The organism is Paenibacillus sp. A3, assembly GCF_001399685.1.
Lineage (GTDB): Bacteria > Bacillota > Bacilli > Paenibacillales > NBRC-103111 > Paenibacillus_G.
This window is the reverse complement of record NZ_JTHN01000096.1, coordinates 70,519-89,667: the sequence shown is the minus strand read 5'-3', so window position 1 is coordinate 89,667 and position 19,149 is coordinate 70,519. Positions and strand designations below refer to the sequence as shown.

Below are 19,149 nucleotides of genomic sequence, written 5' to 3'. Positions count from 1 at the left end.
TCGCTTCAGCTCGGAAAAGGCTGAAAGAGGGCGATTCGTCGTTTTAACGCTGCAGTAGCGCCGTTATTTTTTTCTCAAAAGTGGCATCGTCGGCAGCACCGGTAATTTTATCCGCGATCATTCCGCTGCGGTCCACCAGATACGTTGTCGGAATCGGCACGATACGGTACGCCTGAGCCGTCTCCGCCCGTTCATCGAGCAGCACCGGAAACGACAGACCATGCTCCGAAACGAACTCCCGGACGGATTCGACACGATCCTTGGCCGTAATGTTGACCGCCACAAACTCCACCCGGTCCTTATACCGCTCATACAGCCGTGCCAACGCCGGAGCCTCCGCTTTGCACGGCTCGCACCACGAGGCCCAGAAATTAATGATCAACGGCTTGCCGCGAAATTGCTCCGACGTATACGTTTGTCCGTCCAATGCCGAGAGCGTGAAAGCGGGCGCCTGGGCTCCAATCTTTGCCGCCGTCCCGGCACGAGCCGGGAGCTTGGAATACAGCGCCAAGGACACCAGCGCGACCACAAGCAGCAGCACCCCTTTTGTTTTCATCGTTTCACCGTCCGTTCTTGTCCAGCCTGTCCCCTTTATTGTACCGTACGAGTGTTTTCCGAATGTCAACAAAAATGTTTGTAAAATAACGTTCTACAATGGTAAAATCAGGTTGATACTTCAGCTTATAGGAGGAAAATATGGCCAGGTTTCGTTTACTACTTGCTATTCCCATATTTTTTATTGCTATCGTCGGCGTTCTGATCCTTTTTACCGATCCGATCGCTCCCATGAGATGGTACCTGAGCCCTCAATACAAAAAAGAAGCGAACGCGTTCCTCAGCGCCGTTTCCGGTGGAGATTACGAAAAGGCTTCGAATTCTTGGAGCCGCATGCGCCGACAAGACACCGAAACAAACGCCCAGGCCAAAACGCAATGGTCTTCGGAAATGCAAAAGCTGAAGGAACAAGGCTTTTACCCCGTCGAATACGGCAATTTGAAGGTCCCCTACGATCGGGAACATATAGATGGCCGCGCCCATATCACATTTATGGAAGACGGAAAGCGCCAATCGTATGACGTCACTCTGAACTTCGACGTAAACGGCGTGAATCAGGCTTGCATTTTCCCTTCCCAGACGAAGCATACGGAGGCTTGGAACAAGATCAACTGCCATTATTGAGCCGTGTTGAGACGGGTGAAACCAAATTATCTTTCGTTAGATCTAGAAATCCGCATGCTGTCCAGTAGAGAAGGAGCAGAAAAGCAAATGAAAAAACTTTTACTGTTGGCATTGTGCCTCTCTTTGACCGGATCGACAGCGGCTTACGCCTACCCACCCCAGAACGATCCGCCTGGCATAAGGAACAAGTCGAATGACGTTATGGATTATTTTTCTGTCGAAGCCTCGAAAGAGGGCAGCTTCTTCTTTACATCCGGGGACGGAAAAGAGGAGCTGAAACCCGGTGTAGACGGTTCGATTTATCGGGTCGTGATCAGTTCCAACGCGGATGCCGCATTTACAGCCGTGTTTCCGGATGGTACCGAACAAGCATTTGAAATGGACAAATCCCATAACGGATACTTGGTGATTCCGGTTGAGTCCGGCGTCAAGTCGCTGAAAATTAAAGTTGGAACGGACGGAACGCGAACGGTCAAGGCCAACTTGCACCAGTATCGCGTACATACGGAAAAAAATAATTTCATTTACAATTATAAAAAATGGAAGAAAAGAACGAAGTAAGCCCGGACATAGACATAAGTTTAAAGGGGACCGTCATACGGCCCCCTCCTCATTTCCAAGCAATCAAGCTGTTTCTGTCGGATCAGACCTCGCGTATCGCCACATAAATTTCGACCTCGGCATCGCCGGGGTCAAAGCCGCGCGCATCGTATACTTCGAAGTCGCCCGTATAGGCGCGCTCGTACGAAGACGTCTCGAACCACGCCCAGATGCGCTGCCACGCCTCGGTCACGACGCGGGCGACCGGGCCCCGCTCGCTTTTGAACACGACGTACCGTGCCTGCGGAACCGCCTCTACGGCCAATCCTTCCGGCGCCGCCTCCTTCGCCCACGCATGCCCGATCAGCACCGTGTAAGCTCCGTTCACGTCGCTCTCGTAATCCGTGTACAGCACGTAGGTGAAATGCGGCTCGCTCACCCCAGAGATGTTCGCAGCAAAAAAATCGTTCCACAGCCGCGGAATCGCTCCGTCCGGGCCGGTTTCGCGCTGATTCGTCGTTCGGGCGCTCACGCCGACAAGGTTCATTGCGGGTTTGGAAGCAAAGCTCGTCTCCATAGGTTCGTCCTCTTTTCATCGTATAGTTGCCATCAAGTCATCGTGATGTTCTGTAACTTTCTTTTCTTAGTATACGATGCCAAATTGGACAGCACCCTGTCATAGTTCTGCGTATTGCGCGACAATCTTTTGCGCCCGGTCCCTAAGCTCCCTCGCCATAAACGCCGGCTCGTCGATTCTCACCTTGTCCCCGAAGCTGAGCATCCAACCGTAAAACCACTCGTTGGCCGGATAACTGCCGCGGATGCGGGTCGAACCGTCCGGCAGCCGCTCCGCCTGCTCTGTCGGAAACGTATCCTCCACCCGGTCGCGGACTTCCGGACCAAAGGTCAACACCACATCACAAGCGCCGGGCTCCGACCATTCCGGCTGCCAGGAATACGAGTCCAGGGCCGGCGCCGGCCGCGGCTCGAAACGCTCCTCCGTCACGCGCAGCTCCCGGACCCGGGACAGCCGGAACACGCGAAATTCGCCCCGCAGCGTGCAGTAGGCATGCAAGTACCACAGGTAGCCTTTCAGGATAAGACCGATCGGCTCCACGGTCCGTTCGGTTCCCGCTCCATCCAGATTCGTATAGCGAAACGTAACCGTGCGCTGTTCTCTGATCGCGGTTCTTAGCGCCTGAACCCTCGCCCTTGCCGACGCGCTTTGCCCCCACGGATTGAAGTCGAGCGTCAGCGGCGCTCCGCCCTGCTCCAGCAGCTCCCGCTCCGTCGGCTGCAGCATCGTTTTTACTTTTTCCAGAAGATTGGAAACCGACTGATCGTCGAACGCCGTGCGTATGCCTTGAACCGCCGCCAGCATAGACAACAGCTCGTCCAGAGCCAGAAATTGACGGCTGATCGTAAACTGCTCCATAATCTCAAAACCGCCGGTCGTCCCCTGATGCGCGACGATCGGAATGCCCGCCAGGCTAAGCGCCTCGATATCGCGGTAAATCGTCTTGGTGGATACCTCAAACCGGTCGGCCAGTGCTTTGGCGCTGAGCCTTTTTCGATTCAGCAGCAGCACGGTGATGGCCAACAAACGATCCGTTCTCAGATGCTCCGCCCTCCTGCCGCGTCATTACGGGAAGCTGTCATCGTTCGTCAACAGCCCCTCCGCCGCCTTTTACGATCATTATAACAGAAAGGACGGCTGGGGCCGATGGCATCTACTTATTCCCTTCCTCCCCGGTAACGCAATACACGGACATCGAGCGGATTTTCGGCACGGCGATGCTGTCCAGCACGTTCAGACGAATCCGATCCGTACGGACCGGAGCAAACCGGTCGATCTTCTTGTGGCCGACCGCACTGCCTCGGACGAGCTCAACCCACTGTCCGTCCAGCATCGCTTCCAACGAATATTCCCGGATGCGCTCGCCATACCGGATGTCTTCCATGAGCACCGCATGATCCAGCTCCATAGGTTCGTCCAGCACCAACTCCGCCGCGCCTTCGGCGTCCTTCACCTCGGCGAGCGGGCTGCCAAAACGGCGGCGGATCTCCTCCCCGAACGCCAGTACTCGCTCCACATCCGCCTCCGGCAGCAGCCCCCGCCGATTCGGAGCTACGTTCAGCAGCAGCGTCGCTCCGTGCCCGACCGAGCGGTAATACACGTCCATGAGCTCCTCCAGGCTCAGCAGGCGAGCTTCGTCGTCCGGATGCCAGAACCAGTGATTCTTGCGGATCGGCACGTCGCACTCGGCAGGCAGCCAATCCGGCGTCTCCGGCAGCCAGTTCACGGCGGCCTCGGTGAACATGCTGACCCGGGCCGTCTCGGCCGTGTTCCAGCACGGATACGGCGCGACGCCGTCCTCGTTCCCGACCCATCGGATCGTCGGGGCCCCCATGTTGAAAATCATCGCGTCCGGCTGATGCCGTTTGACGAGCGCGATGATGCGCGGCCAATCGTACTCCCGGCCCTCGGACCCGGCCCCGTCGAACCATACCTCGGCGAGCGGTCCGTACTGCGTCAGCAGCTCGGTCAGCTGCTCGGCGTAGAAGTCATCGTAAGCCGCGCGATCCCGATAGCAGGCCGCATTCCGGTCCCACGGCGATACATAAATGCCGAATCCGAGCCCCTCGCTTCGGCAGGCCTCCGCACAAGCGCGCACGACATCGCCGTTCCCGTCAAGCCACGGGCTCGACTTCACCGAATAGTCCGTCGTCCGGGTCGGCCATAAGCAGAAGCCGTCATGGTGCTTCGCGGTCAATATAAAATAGCGGAACCCGGCCTGCTTCGCGGTCCTTACCCACTGGTTGGCATCCAGTGCTGTCGGATGGAACCGCTCGGGCGAGTCCGAGCCGTCGCCCCATTCCTGATCGCAAAACGTATTGATGCCAAAATGGCAAAACATCCCCATCTCCATATCCTGCCAGCGGAGCTGCTGCTCCGTCGGTACGGCTAATAAAGGCTCATGCTTCATCATGCCGGCACATCTCCTTCCGCTTCTTCGAATTTCCGGGCACCCTCGCAGCCAAGCCCGCTCTGCCACTCCCTTGGAGGAGTACAGGCGGGCTTGGTTCGTCAGCCGGATTACTTCTGACCCTTGGCTTTATAGCTCTCGTTCATTTCCTTGATGTGGCTTTGATAGCCCGGGTCGTCCTTCATCGTCTTGACGAATTTGTCCCAATCGTCGATCGTCGCTTTTCCGATAATAACGTTGATCATCATATCGTTGATCTTTTTGTTCCAGTCGGCTCCTTTTTCCTTGAACGGCGCCGATTTCGGCAGCCCGAACTCCGGATTCGGCTCGGATTGTCCCGCGATCGTATCGACCAGCTTTTTATTGTATTCCAGTACGTCAGACGGCATGCCCGGCACGCTGGCGCGCAAATACTTGTTGTAATAGCCGGTTACCCATTGGCCCGTAGAGTCGCCCGAATAGCCTTTCTTCTTGCCATCTTCCGTTTGTGTGACCGCGCCGTCCGCGCCGATGGTGAAGTCCGTATCCTTGATGCCGTATGTTCCCAGATTGTAGCCTTCCTCGGTAGCCGTATAATCGTACACTTCCAGAATGCGCTTCAGCTTCTCCTCGCTCACTTTCTTGCTGACGAGGAATTGGCCGTAATAGCCGATAGCCTGCTCGTAATGCGCTTTGCCGTCGGCAGCTTTCGGAATCTCATAGGCCACCAGGTTGGCGTTCGGATTCGCTTTTTTCAAGTCTTGATTGAATTTATAGGCGTCGGAGACGTTCGTGATCGCCGCACCGGCTTTTCCTTGAACGAGCATGTCGCGCACCTGCTGGCTCTTCATGACCGGCAGATCCGGCATGATGCCTCCGGATTGGAACGTTTTGTTCCAGAACTGCATCGCCTCTTTCGCCTGCGGCGTCATCCAGTTCGGGGTGATGCTGCCGTCCGCGCCTTTCTGCCAGCCCGTTCCCGCGCCGAACATACTGATCAGATACCCGGCCGGGCCCGGCGAACCGAAGAGCGCCAATCCGTACGTATCGGCCTTGCCGTTGCCGTCCGGGTCGTTCTTCGCGAAGGCCGTAAGCACGTTATACAGCTCATCCATTGTCTTCGGCGGCTGCATGCCGAGCTTTTCAAGCCAGTCTTTGCGCAGCACGAGCGCCTCGGAGCCGTCCAGCGGACGCACCCGCGGCAGCGAATACAGCTTGCCTTTAATGGAGGCGTTATCAAAAACGTTTTGCGGATATTTGGATAAGTTCGGGTAATTTTTGATATACGGCGTCAGTTCCCAGAACGCGCCCTTGTCGATCGCATTCAGGAAGCTCGGCGTCGTGTTGAAGTCCTCCACGAACATCACGTCGGTAATGTCGCTCGACGCCAGCAGCACGTTCAGCTTTTCCGTAATGTTGTTGGCCGGGATGTAATTGATTTTCAGATTGACGTTGAATTTCTCGCCGATCTTCTTGAGCCCTTCCAGCTCCCCGGTCGGCGCCGCGCTGAACGCGATCGTCGTGACGGTGATATCCATCGGCTTGCCGGATTTGCCGTCCCCTTGAGCTGCCGGAGCGTCGGACGGCTTCCCGCCGCAGGCGGCGAGCGAAGCGACCAGGGCGACCGATACGGCGCCTGCTGCGATTGTTTTCATCGTTTTCATTCAAGATGACCTCCCTTAAGTATGTTTCCGGATGCGAGGCGAATGTTTCTTTTATCGGTGAACGGCCGGACACGGTCAGACTACAATGCATCAGCCTTTGACCGAGCCCACCATCATACCCTTGACGAAATACTTCTGCAAAAATGGATAAATCACAACGATCGGCAGCGAGGAGATGACGACGGCAGCCATTTTGATAACATCCGGCGGCACGGTCTGCTCGCTTTGGATCATGGCCGCGACGCTCGGGTCGGCTACCTGCGTGGACGCCTGAATCAGCAGCAGTTGGAGCAGCACCTGCATCGGCCGCAGCGAGTCGTCGTTAATGTACAGCACCGCGCTGAAATACGTATTCCAGTACGCCACTGCAAAAAACAGTCCGAAAGCGGCCAGCGCCGGCAGCGAGAGCGGCAGCATGACCCGGAAGAAGACGCCGATGTCCGAGCAGCCGTCGATGTTGGCGGCCTCCTCCAATTCGGCGGGCACGTCCTGATAGAAGTTCTTCATCAAGAACACGTACCAGGCCCCGGTCAGCACCGGCAAAATGAGCGCCCAGATCGTATCGGTAAGGCCCAGGCTGTCCACAAGCATATAGTTCGGAATCATCCCCGGCTGAAACAGCATCGTGAGCAAAATCGCCACGAGGAAAAACTGCTTGCCCTTGAGCCGCTTGCGTGACAGCACATACGAGAGCGAGCTGGTCACCACAAGACTGAGCAGGGTACCGACGACGGCCAACACCGCACTGATTCCCATCGACCGGATGAACGTCCCTGTCGACAAGATGTACCGGTACGAGTCAAGACTCCATTTTTCCGGAAAAATAACGACCGACTTCGTCACGTACTCGTTCGCGTCGGTGAACGAGACGATCACCACATACAGAAAAGGCAGCAGCGTCAGCAGCGAGATGACGGTCAACAGCACGTAATTCGCCGCTTGAAAGAAACGGTAAGAGGCCGATGCTTTCATGTTAGTAGAGCCCCTCCTCTCCGAAACGCTTCGCGAGACGGTTGGCCGTAACGACGAGGATGAGACCGACGACGGATTTAAAGACGCCGACGACGGTTGCATAGCCGAACCGGCCGTTCAGGATGCCTACGCGGTAGACGTAGGTGTCGAACACGTCGGCTACGCTGGATACCGGCGCACTCGCCATCAGGTAAATTTGCTCGAAGCCGACCTCCAGTACTTGTCCGAGCCGCAGGATGAACAGCACGATGATCGTGCTGCGGATGCCCGGCAGCGTAATGTTCAGCATTTGCTTCCAGCGGTTCGCCCCGTCGATCTGGGCCGCCTCGTACAGTTCCTGGTTAATGGCCGTAAGCGCCGCGAGGAAAATAATCGTCCCCCAGCCCGCTTCCTTCCAGATGCTCTGCGCGGTCAGCATGAGCCAGAAGCCGTCCGGGTTCGTCAAGAAAGCAATCGACTTGCCCCCGGATTCCGTGATCAATTGGTTGACCACGCCGGTGCCTTGGCTGAGCAGCAGGAAGCAGATGCCCACGATCACGACCCAGGATAAAAAGTGAGGCAAGTAAATAACCGTTTGCACGAATTTCTTAAAGAACAGCGCGCGCACTTCGTTCAGCAGCAGCGCCAGCACGATCGGCATCGGGAAGAAAAATAAGATGTTCATGAAGCTGATCCCCATCGTGTTGCGGAACAAAATCCAGAAGTCGGGGTTCGAGAAAAATTCCTGAAAATATTTGAACCCTACCCATTCGCTGCCCCAGAAGCCGCTCCAAGGCGAGTAATCCTTGAAAGCCAGAGCCAATCCCCAAATCGGGAAATATTTAAAAACGAGAAAAAACAGCAATCCCGGCGCCGCGAGCAAGTATAAGCCTTTGTCTCTTCGCAAAGCGACCGCCCATTCCTTGATGAAGCCGTTTGTCTTCGGCCCGGCTCCGTTCTTCCGCAAGCCGGCCGGAACGTTCGTACCGCGAACTGCTTCCGTTTCGGATGAACCCATGCTTCCACCTCCTGCGTTGTCAGATCAATCCGTCTTCGATCGAATATGTCTGCATCGTACAGCGAAGCGGAGATGGCAGCAAGGCTCAATTCTTGGGGCGGTTTCCGGGCAAAAAAGGAGCATCGCCCCTCGCGACAGATGCCGAAAAGACGCGCCGGTGCACGATTTACAAGCGTCATGCCCACTTCTTATCTTCGCCGGCAATATAAAAAATGAGCATGACCGCAGCCCGTGTTTTCCTCCCTATGGTTGAGTTTTCCAGCCGAAAGGTCTATAATCAGTACTGCTTTCATCTATGATTCTACTACATACATCTGGGAGGCAACATTGCATGAAATCTGGAACATGGAACAAGTGGAAACGCGGTCTGGCCGGAGGCTTGTTCGCCGTCACCACAATGCTCGGAACCGTCGTACCCGCACTGGCGAACGAAGCGCCACAGGCTGCGCCTCAGATCAGTCCATGGTCGATGGGCGTACTGAACGAAGGGGAAAAATACGGCATTTTCCCGCTGTCTTGGTACTATGACGGAACCTTTCAAAAACCGATCACTCATGATAGATTTCAATCGTTAGTGCAAGCGGCCGGAGCGAAGCTGGATGCGCTGGGATTAAGCAAAAAGGGCGAGTTCACGCTGCCATCGGGAACCGCAACGATTACTAGAGACACCGTTCTCCAATCTTTGTTCGGTTTGTTAAAGCAATACGAGCTGCCGGCAGCCTTCGAGATGGATAAGGACGCTGAGCCGATTGCGTATTTGCAGAAGAAAGGCATCGTCCAAGGAACGGGCAGCGGTTTGGAGTTGGATCAACCGTGCACCGTCGAACAGGCGGTCGTGTTGGCCAGCCGGGTCATCGAATATGCCTACGAAACTGCCGACGGCGGGGCAAAAGGGCTTTTCTGGAAAGTGACCAGGGGGAACAATACGATGTATTTGTTCGGATCGATTCATCTGGGGATTCCGGAGATGTATCCGCTGCGGAAGCAAGTCAAGGATGCGTTCCAATCGTCCGACGCTCTGCTGGTCGAAGTGAATCTCATGGGGGACGACACGGCTGGATTGGAGTATTTCACCAGTCTGACGAGCTATAACGACGGCACGACGCTGAAGGATCACGTATCCAAAGAAACCTATGAAAAGCTGGAGCGCGTAATCGACAAATTGGGACTGCCCAAACAAGCCTTCGATCAGCTTAAGCCTTGGGTGATCAACTCCAACCTGTCCCTTACGGCGCTTATGAAATCTCCTGAGGAGTTGGCGCAGGCTACCGCTTTGGGTGTCGATATGCACTTCCTATCGAGCGCCAAGCTGGCCGGAAAACCGGTTCAGGAGCTGGAAGGGTTCAAGCTGCAAGGCGATGTTCTGAGCAGCGCGTCTCCGCAAGAGCAGGAGAAAGAACTGAATGCGATGCTGGACCACCTGTTGACGCCTGACGCCAGTGCTCCGGACATGGCTGCGCAGTTCAAGCAATGGCAGCAGTTGTGGGCCAAGGGGGACTTGGACGGCTTTAGCCAATCCTTCTCCGCTTCTTCCCAGCAGTTTAACCAAAGCGGGCTGGCTCAAAGGCTGCTCGGGGAACGGGACAAGAACATGACGAAAAAACTGGTGGAATTGTTGGAGAAAGACGGTAAATCCACTTATTTTGTCGTCATCGGTGCGGCGCACTATGCGGTGAAAGATATGGTTCTCGACCAATTGAAGCAAAAAGGCTACGACGTGCAATTTATTCAATAACACTAGGCGATAAAGAGCCGCCCCGTATCGAAACCGATTCGATATGGGGCGGTTTCTTGCTATTCGTCATTCGGATTCGCGAAAGAAAGACGTGACTTCAAAGAGCAGGCCGCCAAGGGCCGTAAAGTACAAGGTGTAACCGCCTCTCATTTTTCTGGGACCGTGATCCGTATGAATATTGGCGGCAGCGAGCTTGGCGTAGAACTCATCTACCTCGGCCATCGTTTCAACATAAAAACCGAGATGGAAATCCTTCGGGTAAGTGACGGTCTCCTCCTGAAAACGGCTCAAAACCAGAGTAAAGCCCTCTCCATCGCTCATCACGGCGAGAGCGTCGCCTTTCTGGCCGAGCAGTTGAAAGTCGAATAAGCTCCGGAAGAAATCCGTTGCTTCGGACAGATCGTTAACGCAAAGATTTAAGTGGTTCAGTTTCATAAAGTTGCCTCCTCGTATAACTTTGACTCTACCGCAGGGCAGAATATGCACCTTATCGCAGGTGTTCACCAGGATCACCTTTTAATCTAATTATATTAGATTAATCTAATAGTGTTAGAATAATCGAATATGGTATACTTGTCAACGGAAAGGGTGAATTCTCATGGCTAGGAAAAGGATCTCTCCCCCGGACTCCATCCTGGGTTGGCCGGAGGCGGAAGCCGCGCATATTCCGCTCGACCGGGTTCGTATCCTTCAAACCGCGCTGCAGGTGCTGGATGAGATCGGCCTGAAGGAACTCAGCATGCGCAAAATCGCAGACAAGCTGCAGGTCAAAACCGCCTCCTTATATTATCATTTCAGAGATAAAGAACAGTTGATGCAATTGCTTTCGGATAAAATCAGCGGGGAAATGGTTTGGCCGGAGGCGTCGCTGCCATGGAAAGAGCAGGTTTTGCAATGGGGAATTCAGTTCAGGAAAGTCCTTCTTCAGCACCGGGATGCGGTAGAGCTGTTCAATCTTACCATCGGGGTGGGCTATCAGCGTCTAACGCAAATTGAAAAGCTCTATCAGCTCTTCGTCTCGGCTGGCTTCGCGGACCCTCAAATCCCGTGGATCGCGTCCATGCTGAAAAACTATGTGCTGGGATTCGTGGCCGAAGAAACTCGGCTTCACGCTTTTGCCGGGGAAGAAGATCATGCTTCGTTTGAAGCGATGGGCGAGCAGTACAGCCGGTTTTTTCGTCAATTGCCGGAGGAGCACTTCCCCAATACGATCCGCCTGGCGCCCCATATCACAAATACGGATTGGGAGAAGGAGTTTTCTTTTGGCTTAAGCGTATTGATCGAGGGCTTTTCAACCAAACTGCCGCAGGAGTAAGGTACTGTTCGACAAAATAAAATGGGTCCGGCCTTACGCCGAACCCGTCTCACGGAATTGACCGGGCGTTTGCCCGGTTTGTTTTTTGAATACGCGGATGAAATTTTTCGGCTGGTAGCCAACGCTCTCCGCCACTTCGGCGACGGACAGGCCGGTCGTCTGCAGCAGCGTCTTGGCGCGGTCGATGCGGTAGGCCGTCAAATATTCGATGAACGACACGCCTATGATGCGCTTGAACAGCTTGCTGAAATAAGGCGGGCTGAGTCCGCAGCGCTCGGCGACTTGATCCAGCGACAGATCGATATGATGATTCGCCTCGATATAAGCGATGGCGGTCTCGAACGTCCGCTCGTATTCCTGATGATGCCTTTGCTGCACCTTCCGGGCAATCGGACGGATCAGCCGCTCCCGGAACCAGTCGTTCAGCTCTTGGATCGAATGCACGTTCTTGATCTGCACGTACAGGTCGGTTTCGTCGCCGGTCCCGTCGCCTTCTTTAAGCGACAGATTGAGCAGAAAGACAACCCGCAGCGCGGCGGTGAGGAGCTGGTAATAGGCCGTCCGAATCCGCTCCGTCTCCCGCAGCGTCTCCTGCGCATAGGCGGCGAACTGCTCAAGCTGCAGCTCCGCTTCCGCGGCATCGCCGTTGCGCAGCGCCTGCTCCAGCCCCGCTTCGATCTCGAACGGGTACGGGTAGGACTTCGCTTCGCCGATATCTCCGTCCCCGCTGCGGATGACTTGACCGGTCCCGGCCCAGAATCGGGAGCGGATCGCCATCGCCGCCTGCGCGAACAGCCTTGGCATGCCGCCCGGCTGCCCCGGCCCGTCCCCAAGCCCTGCCGTGACTGGCAGCTTCAAGTAGTCGGCCAGCACGGCGCGCAGTCCCGCAGCCAATTCCTGCACCTGCGCGAACCATGCCGCAGGGTCCTCCGTGTCTTCCCAGAGCCAGACGGCAATCTGATCGTTCAGCAGGTTCACAACCATGCCGCTTGCACCCTGCTGCGCGAGTACGTCCTGCGCGATATTTTTCATCGTAAAGACGATCAATTCCTTGTCGCTTTCCCGGAACCGGCTGCTGCCGTCCGGCGATTGATCGTAAGCGAGCACGAAGACAGCATGCGTGTGCCCGTATGGTACGGCATACCGTTCGAACAGAACCGGAAGCTGCTCCGACGTATAATGCGCGTAATGCCCCTGCAGCCACTGCAGCGCGAACGCCTCGCGAATGGCCGGAAGCTGCCGGTTGAGCTGCGTCTGCAGACGGGTTGTCGCCTGGTTCAGCTCCGCCCACCGGCTCTGCACGTAGCCGATCTCGTCGGCCAGCAGCTCCTCGTCCCGGTTCCCGCGCACCAGCGAGACCAGATGCTCGATCGGCCGGTAAAGCCGCTTCGTGCTCCAAGCCGTGGCCGCTGCGCCCAGCAGCAAAAACACCAGCACGATGGCGACGGTGATGACGGCGATGCCGCGGGATTTGGCGTTCAGCTCCTGCAAAGGCACCATGTCGAGGTACGTCCAGCCGTTGAACGAAGAATGGAGGGCGGTGACCAAATAATCGCGCCCTTCCCAAGTGAAGGAGAAGGCGCGTCCGGGATGCTCTCCCACCTGCTCATACAACCCCTGAGGAGCAGGCTGTCCGGCCGACGAGACGACTTCCCGGCCCTCCTCGTTCAAGATGAACGAAAGTTCGCCCGGGTAAGCGGAAAATCGCGTCATATTTTCCTGAAGGAACGACGGATTCAGCTGCAGAAGCAGCAGCCCGATCGGCTCCGAGGCTTGAAACGGCACCTGACATACGAGCGTTACGGTCGCCTGCCCGCCGGGGGCATTCCCCATAAACCGGAACGTATCGTGGCTCCAGTACATCGCTTCGCGGGAAGCAAGCAGACCTTGCAGCTGCCGGCGGTCCTCCTCTCCGGCTACCTTATGTCCGCCTTGATCCGGCGACACCAGATAATCGTCTTCGGCAATATACATGACAATGCGGCTAATCTCGGCGTTGCTATTTTGAAGAGAGGACAGGTTTTGGAACAAATTGGAGTAAAAACCGGCGTAGTTCGTCCATTTCTGCTCCGTCAGGTTACCGTTGAAAAACGAACCGAGCAGCATCTGAAGCGCATTGCTGCGGACCCGCTGCAGCGCCGTATCGATGGAGTACGAAGCGTGCTTCAAGACGCGGGCGTTGGCTTGGTCCACTTCCTCGCGGATCGCGGACGACGCAAACCAATAGCTGGAGAACCCGACAAAGATGACGGGGAAGATCGAGGCAAAAAGCGATACGGCAAGCATGCGCCGCAGCATCGACTTGCGAAACGAAGCAAACGGGTTCCGTATGCGGAAATAGGTGCGTTTCATGGTGTATGACTCCCCCTCGCTTTCTCCACTTTAGTCTAATGCGTCATCCGGCCGTTTGGCAAGACCACAGGCGCACCGGTCAAAAGGCACGGCGCGCCCGCGTAGATGGCTTTCTATAATTTATCTGGCAAACGCCTACTTCCCCTGCGGGTCGGCTGCCGTGATCATGTGCAGCAGCACTTGAGCGACTTCGGCGCGTACCGCGTGAACTTGCGGAGCAAGCCGGTCTTCCGCCTGCCCCTGCAGGAAGCCGAGCTTAACGGCCTGCCGGACCGCGTCCTCCGCCCATGCGGAAATTTGTCCGGCGTCCCGGTAGCCTGCAAGTTGCTGTACATCCGGCGCCGCCGCCTTGCCGCCCTGGAAAGCGTAAGCCCGCATCAGCATGACGGCCATTTGCTCCCGGGTGATCGGTTCGCCCGGGGCAAACGACGTGCCCGTCACCCCGTCGACCACTCCCGCTTCATGAACGGCCGCAATCGCGTCCGCATACCACGCCTTCGGGTCTACATCGCGGAAAGACGTCCCCGACGGGGTTGCTTTCAGTCCAAGGGAGCGAACGAGCATGGCGGCAAATTCCGCACGCGTCGTCGCTCCTTGGGGGTTGAATTCGCGTTCCGTCACACCGCTGACGATATGCTTGGAGGCCATGACCTTCAGCGTGCGGTGCGCCCAATGGTCCTCCGGCACATCCGCGAACGATTTGTCGTAATCCAGTACGGCGAACGTGCAGCATGCCGTAACGGCTGCCGATACCGTACCTGCCGCTTTATCGACCTTCGCCCCGACAAAATCCCATGTCTTCGACGTTTCGTTATAGGCGTAAATGCCCAGCCGGTCCGGATCGGCTGTCCGGGCGGCATCGTATGGCAGCTTCAGCACGATCGGCGCGGAGAACTTCTCCGGACGGAAGGCCGGCTTGTTTGGCGCAACCGCGCCGATTTGCATCTCATACACCGTCCCTGCCAAGCGCAGCTCCGACGACAGGTCGGGCTTGGCCGCATTCGGCGCGACCGCTTGCTCTGCCGCCGGACGCAGACGCAGCACAATCCGCGCGTCCGCCGTATCCGAAGGCAGGCTGCCGCTGATTTGTTCCAGCACGGCGGCTGGAATCGTGAGCGCTGCCTTGCCGATTTCCACTTCCAGCGGGTTGTTCCGCAGCAAGGAGGCCGCTTGTGCCGGGAGCGCCAGTTCCGACGCCGATTCGTCCATGCGCAGCGTCACTTTGCCATCCGCAACCTTCCGAAGCTCCTCTTCCTTCACGACGATCGTCCCGGGCTTCTTCGACGGATCGTTCGATCCCGCCGCAGCAGAGCCGGATGCTCCGGGCTGCGGAGTGGGACTCGGCGAAGCCTCGGGTGTTGACGAGCCCGAGTCCGAGCCGGAATCCGAATCCGAGCTCGAATCAGGCTTCGGCGACGGTCCAGGGCTTGGGCCTGGTCCAGGCTCAGGCGTTGGGCCCGGTCCAGGGCCAGGCTTCGGCCCCGGGTTCGGGCCGGGACCCGGCTTCTCGGGCTCCAAGCCCGCCGTGGTCACCGTCACGCTAGGTCCTCCGGCGCTCCAGTTGCCCGCGCCATCCACCGCCTCGACGCGGAACGTATACGACGTGTTCGGGGCCAAGCCCCGGATCACGGTCGAATACACGCTGCCGGCCACGGTAGCCGATTGACTGGCGCCCCAGCCGACGCGGTATCCGGCTATGCCGTTGTCATCGGCCGCAGGCGTCCAAGCGAGCGTGACTTCGCCGCGGTTCGCTTCCGCAGCGGTCAGCGTGCTGCCCAACGGCCACGTAGGAGCGGCCGTATCCGGCCGCTCCGTACGCAAAGTCGTTACTGTTACGCTCGGACCGTCAGTGCTGACGCGTCCGCCCGCATCCGCCACCTGTACGGCGAACGTATAAGTCGTGCCTGGCGCCAATTGGCGCACGTCATACCCGTAAGTGCTGCCGCTGACGCTGGCGATCGGGGCTCCGTTCTGATAGATGCGGTACGTCGCATCGGTTACCGTGCTCGTCACCGCCCCGGACCAGGCGAGGGATACGCCGGTTTCCGAGACGCCAGTGGCCTGCAGCACACCGCCCTCCCAGTGCGGGACGAGCGGATCGCGCAGCTTGATCGTGTGTGTCGCCCCTGCCGAACCGGCCACGTTGATCTGTACGACCAGCGTAGGCGAGGTCTGAACGACCTGCACCGTGCCGTCCTGACTTACCGGCACCAGCGAGCTGCGGTTCAACTCGACAGTCACCGACGATTGCTTCTGCGTTGGATCGGAAACGGAGAGCGTGATTTCTCCATTCCGCTCCTTCACCATCGCGGAAACCGGATTTCGCGCCGTCAACGAATCGACCGTCCCGGCCTGCCAGAAATTCGCCGCCGTGATCCCGAGCGACGGCTTTCGCACCGCCTGCACCTGAGCATTGTTCGCGAGAATCGACACCGGCGGCTGCGCGCTGTAGCTCTGGGTTGCCGCCGCATTCCGGTTCGGCAGCAGAACGTAAGCGTAATCCGCGTTCACCGGCTTGACGCCATGCGCGAAGGCCAGACTTAGGTAGTTGCGGGTGATCGGCGTCGAGCTGAACCCCGTATTGATGTCCTTCCACGCTCCGGTGCGCGCTTCCCGCTTCACAGCCACATTCGCGCCGTTCGGGAAATAATACCCGATATCCGTCCCCGGGACGTTCCCGGTCAGATGCGCCCATTGAACCGTCCGATTGAGATCTGTGGTCTCCTTCGGCACGATGGCGCCGTCGATCGTCAGGATGTTGTCGTTCCCATCCGTGAGCTTCCGGTTGTCGGCGATGGTCTCAACGGGATTGCTGCCCGTAGAGGTAATGCCGGCGCCGAGCGCGACGATTTCATCGTCGAGCAGGAACCAAGATTTTTTGCCCTGCAGATCGCTGCCGGTGAGCTTCTTGAGCGTAAAGTCCATCCCGACCGCGCTGTACAGACCGTCCATGGTGGAACCTCCCACCCACGTTTGGGTGTTGGGGTAGCTCGCCCAATCGGTTGCCGTCAGCGTTTTACCGGAGCCGTCCGTCGTCGTGCCCGGCAGCCGGAATGAGTCCACCGTCGGCCAAAAATCGTTGCGGTACTGCGTCTGATCCTCATTGTACAAATACGTCATGCCTACGCCCGTAAACCAGCCCTTCAGGTTCTCGCCGTTGCCCTTCTCGAACGAGGAGATCCGGTCGGAGAAGAGGCTGACGCCGAATAGGTAACCGGGACGGAAATGAAACACTTTGTCCATGCCCGCCATGATCTGGCTCTTCACCAGCTCGCCGCGCGGCTGTACACTGGGATCGTTCAACAATCCTTTCAGCAGCTTGATTTCATAAATCGACGAGGACGCCTGATAATAATTCGTCGTGATTCGATCCTTCGTAATCCATTCCTTGACCATGCTGCGGTAAGCAGCCGCTTTATCCGCCGGTGCGCCGTCGGACATGCGCAGGATGGTCATCATGAGCCCCCGTGCGGAGCCCGCGGTCTGCCGGGAAATACCCCGCCCGTTCGTCATATCGAGCGCAAGCCCGTTATAGATGATCGGCTCGAAGCTTTGACTCACCCAATCGTACACGGTGTTCGTCCGCGGGTCCGTAATCGGCCAGGGCGAGCCGTTCAGCATGTAGCCCATATCCGCAGCGCCCTTCAGCCACACCCCGCCGTACCCTGCGGTATAAGCGATGTTCGTGTGCTGCACCAGCGAGCCGTCGCGGTACACCCCGTCGCCGCTCGTCGTATAGACGAACTCGCTGCCGATCGCATCGCGGCCCTGTACTATTTTCGCGCCGTTCTTGCCGATCACGCCGCGAAGCGTAACGACCAGCGCTTTGTCCAGCAGGTTCGCGCCGTTCTGTTTCTTGCCTTTCACTCCGAGAACAGAGGAATAGACCGGGTCCGGGCAAAACTTGTCGATCGCCCTGATGTACTGCTCCACCTGCGCCGGGCTCAGATCGTCATACAGCAGCACAAGAATATCGTTAATGGTTTGAGCCGCCCCGATCTCCCAATCCCACCAGTTGTCATACGGCGTTTTATTCTCGTTGTACCGGTTCGCGTACATCCAGTCCATTGCCTCGACAAGATCCTTCTTCAGCGCCGGATTGTTGTACAAGGCCGAGTAAGGCGTCTTATAAGCGACCGCCATCGTTCTTAAGCGGGAGAAATTCGATGTCATCTGCGCGGAGACCGTCGTGCTGGCCAGATCGCTCCAGAGATACGTGCGTCCCGCCGCCGTGTTCAGCTTGTTCCAAAATCCGGTTTGCTCCGCATTGCTGACAGAGGAAGCCAGATTGTTCAGAAAATAAGCGTAGTCGGCATCCGCAGGATCATAACCTGTACCGCCCGTCAGCTTGTCCAGCCATTTCAGCCGGATCGTATCGTAAGCCTGCATCATTTGGGCGCTTTCTACGCTGACGATCGATTGCGCCGACAAACGGCCGTCATCGGTCCGGGCGGTAATGGTAGCGGTACCGACCTGGTTGCCCGTAACCAAGCCCGCAGCCGATACGGAAGCGACCGAAGCGTCGGACGACGACCAGAGCACCGTTACGCCGGATGCCGCGCTGCTCGGCGTAATGACCGGAGTCAGCTGCGCGGTTTTCCCCACTTCGACGGATACTGCGGTTGGTTCCAAAGCAATACCGGTCGCCCCGGTCCACTCCGTGAGCGTCACATCGTCCACCCAAGCGGTGCCGGAAGCAAAATCAAAAATCGGCTCCACCACGACTTTGTTCACGTTCGACGGAATCGTCAGATATAGATCGTAGGGCTGCCAATCGCTGGTTCCTTTTAGTTTCGGCGTTAACGGGCCGTCGCTGATTTTCGTGTTCGTAGAGCCGTTATAATAAAGATACTGCGTCCGGACATACATGCCGCCGCTTCCGGCGTTCACGTTGTCCGTCTTCATCCACAAAGACAGCTTATAGCTTTTATTCGGTGTGACAAGCGGCGATTGCGTGACGGAAGCCCGGTCCGACGTCGCGCTTCCGGACAGCTTCAGGGCCTTCGTACCGCCGTGCGCTTGTGTTGAGTCCACAGCGAAGGCGCCACCGCCGACCTTGAATCCGCCTGTCCAGTTGGACGGCGCTTTCCCTCCCGTCCACTTTCCGGAGCTGTCCGTGACAACGGTTTCAAAATCGCCGTTCAACACCAAGCTCCCTGTAGCGGCCATCCCGATCCCTCCTCCTGTCGGGACAAACCAGCCGGGCATCACTAATGCCAGGATCGTCAAAATTTTCACCATGTTCATTTTCATTCCGGTCCCTCCCAGCGGCTTTCGGCCAAACGTCCCCCCAGTTCAAGCAGAACGCGCGGGACTCCGGCCGCTATTGCATCTCTATACTTACAGAAACGCCGTCCGCTCGGCAAGGCTCAATTCTTGTAAATCCGCCCGGGCAAAAAATGTTCCCGGCTTTTCCGCCGTAGCAGCCA

The 19,149-nt window shown here is 57.3% G+C and carries 14 protein-coding genes; 4 read left to right on the top strand and 10 right to left on the bottom strand.

Translation table 11 applies throughout. The annotated features are described in order from the left end of the window. Positions 1-43 precede the first annotated feature (43 nt). Positions 44-556 (bottom strand): TlpA disulfide reductase family protein, encoded by a 513-nt coding sequence (locus tag QJ48_RS15190; protein WP_054974410.1) that lies wholly within the window; start codon positions 554-556, stop codon positions 44-46. Positions 557-696: 140 nt separating this feature from the next. Here QJ48_RS15190 and QJ48_RS15185 point away from each other — a divergent pair, with 140 nt between their 5' ends. Continuing rightward, complete coding sequence (locus QJ48_RS15185) at positions 697-1,179, top strand: hypothetical protein (RefSeq protein WP_054974409.1); 483 nt, start codon at positions 697-699, stop codon at positions 1,177-1,179. Positions 1,180-1,266: 87 nt separating this feature from the next. Beyond that, complete coding sequence (locus tag QJ48_RS15180) at positions 1,267-1,740, top strand: hypothetical protein (RefSeq protein WP_054974408.1); 474 nt, start codon at positions 1,267-1,269, stop codon at positions 1,738-1,740. Positions 1,741-1,822: 82 nt separating this feature from the next. On the opposite strand, the gene QJ48_RS15175 is transcribed toward QJ48_RS15180, so the two are convergent. From QJ48_RS15175 to QJ48_RS15150, 6 genes are all read right to left on the bottom strand, one after another. After that, positions 1,823-2,296 (bottom strand): GyrI-like domain-containing protein, encoded by a 474-nt coding sequence (locus QJ48_RS15175; protein ID WP_054974407.1) that lies wholly within the window; start codon positions 2,294-2,296, stop codon positions 1,823-1,825. Positions 2,297-2,395: 99 nt separating this feature from the next. After that, positions 2,396-3,322: a YafY family protein gene (locus QJ48_RS15170; RefSeq protein ID WP_237762922.1), complete on the bottom strand. Its 927-nt coding sequence runs from the start codon at positions 3,320-3,322 to the stop codon at positions 2,396-2,398. Positions 3,323-3,449: 127 nt separating this feature from the next. Beyond that, a complete protein-coding gene (locus QJ48_RS15165) occupies positions 3,450-4,709 on the bottom strand; it encodes an alpha-L-fucosidase (RefSeq protein ID WP_082420515.1) in 1,260 nt (419 codons plus the stop codon). 107 nt (positions 4,710-4,816) lie between these two features. Further along, a complete protein-coding gene (locus tag QJ48_RS15160; protein ID WP_054974405.1) occupies positions 4,817-6,349 on the bottom strand; it encodes an extracellular solute-binding protein in 1,533 nt (510 codons plus the stop codon). A gap of 90 nt (positions 6,350-6,439) precedes the next feature. Continuing rightward, the gene (locus QJ48_RS15155; RefSeq protein ID WP_054974404.1) at positions 6,440-7,321 is read right to left on the bottom strand and encodes a carbohydrate ABC transporter permease; all 882 of its coding nucleotides are present in this window, start codon (positions 7,319-7,321) and stop codon (positions 6,440-6,442) included. 1 nt (position 7,322) lies between these two features. After that, entirely contained in the window at positions 7,323-8,318 is a 996-nt protein-coding gene (locus QJ48_RS15150; protein WP_054974403.1) for a sugar ABC transporter permease, read from the bottom strand. 331 nt (positions 8,319-8,649) lie between these two features. Between QJ48_RS15150 and QJ48_RS15145 the strand changes: the two genes are divergently transcribed. Further along, positions 8,650-10,053: a TraB/GumN family protein gene (locus QJ48_RS15145; RefSeq protein WP_054974402.1), complete on the top strand. Its 1,404-nt coding sequence runs from the start codon at positions 8,650-8,652 to the stop codon at positions 10,051-10,053. A 66-nt stretch (positions 10,054-10,119) separates the two neighbouring features. Here QJ48_RS15145 and QJ48_RS15140 read toward each other — a convergent pair whose 3' ends face one another. Continuing rightward, positions 10,120-10,488, bottom strand: coding sequence for a VOC family protein (locus QJ48_RS15140; protein WP_054974401.1), 369 nt, complete (start codon positions 10,486-10,488; stop codon positions 10,120-10,122). A gap of 163 nt (positions 10,489-10,651) precedes the next feature. Between QJ48_RS15140 and QJ48_RS15135 the strand changes: the two genes are divergently transcribed. Beyond that, positions 10,652-11,368, top strand: coding sequence for a TetR/AcrR family transcriptional regulator (locus tag QJ48_RS15135; protein WP_054974400.1), 717 nt, complete (start codon positions 10,652-10,654; stop codon positions 11,366-11,368). Between the two features lie 33 nt (positions 11,369-11,401). Here QJ48_RS15135 and QJ48_RS15130 read toward each other — a convergent pair whose 3' ends face one another. Both QJ48_RS15130 and QJ48_RS15125 read right to left on the bottom strand, forming a co-directional pair. Continuing rightward, entirely contained in the window at positions 11,402-13,720 is a 2,319-nt protein-coding gene (locus QJ48_RS15130) for an AraC family transcriptional regulator (RefSeq protein WP_054974399.1), read from the bottom strand. 135 nt (positions 13,721-13,855) lie between these two features. Continuing rightward, the gene (locus QJ48_RS15125) at positions 13,856-18,973 is read right to left on the bottom strand and encodes a polysaccharide lyase family 8 super-sandwich domain-containing protein (RefSeq protein ID WP_054974398.1); all 5,118 of its coding nucleotides are present in this window, start codon (positions 18,971-18,973) and stop codon (positions 13,856-13,858) included. Positions 18,974-19,149: the final 176 nt, after the last annotated feature.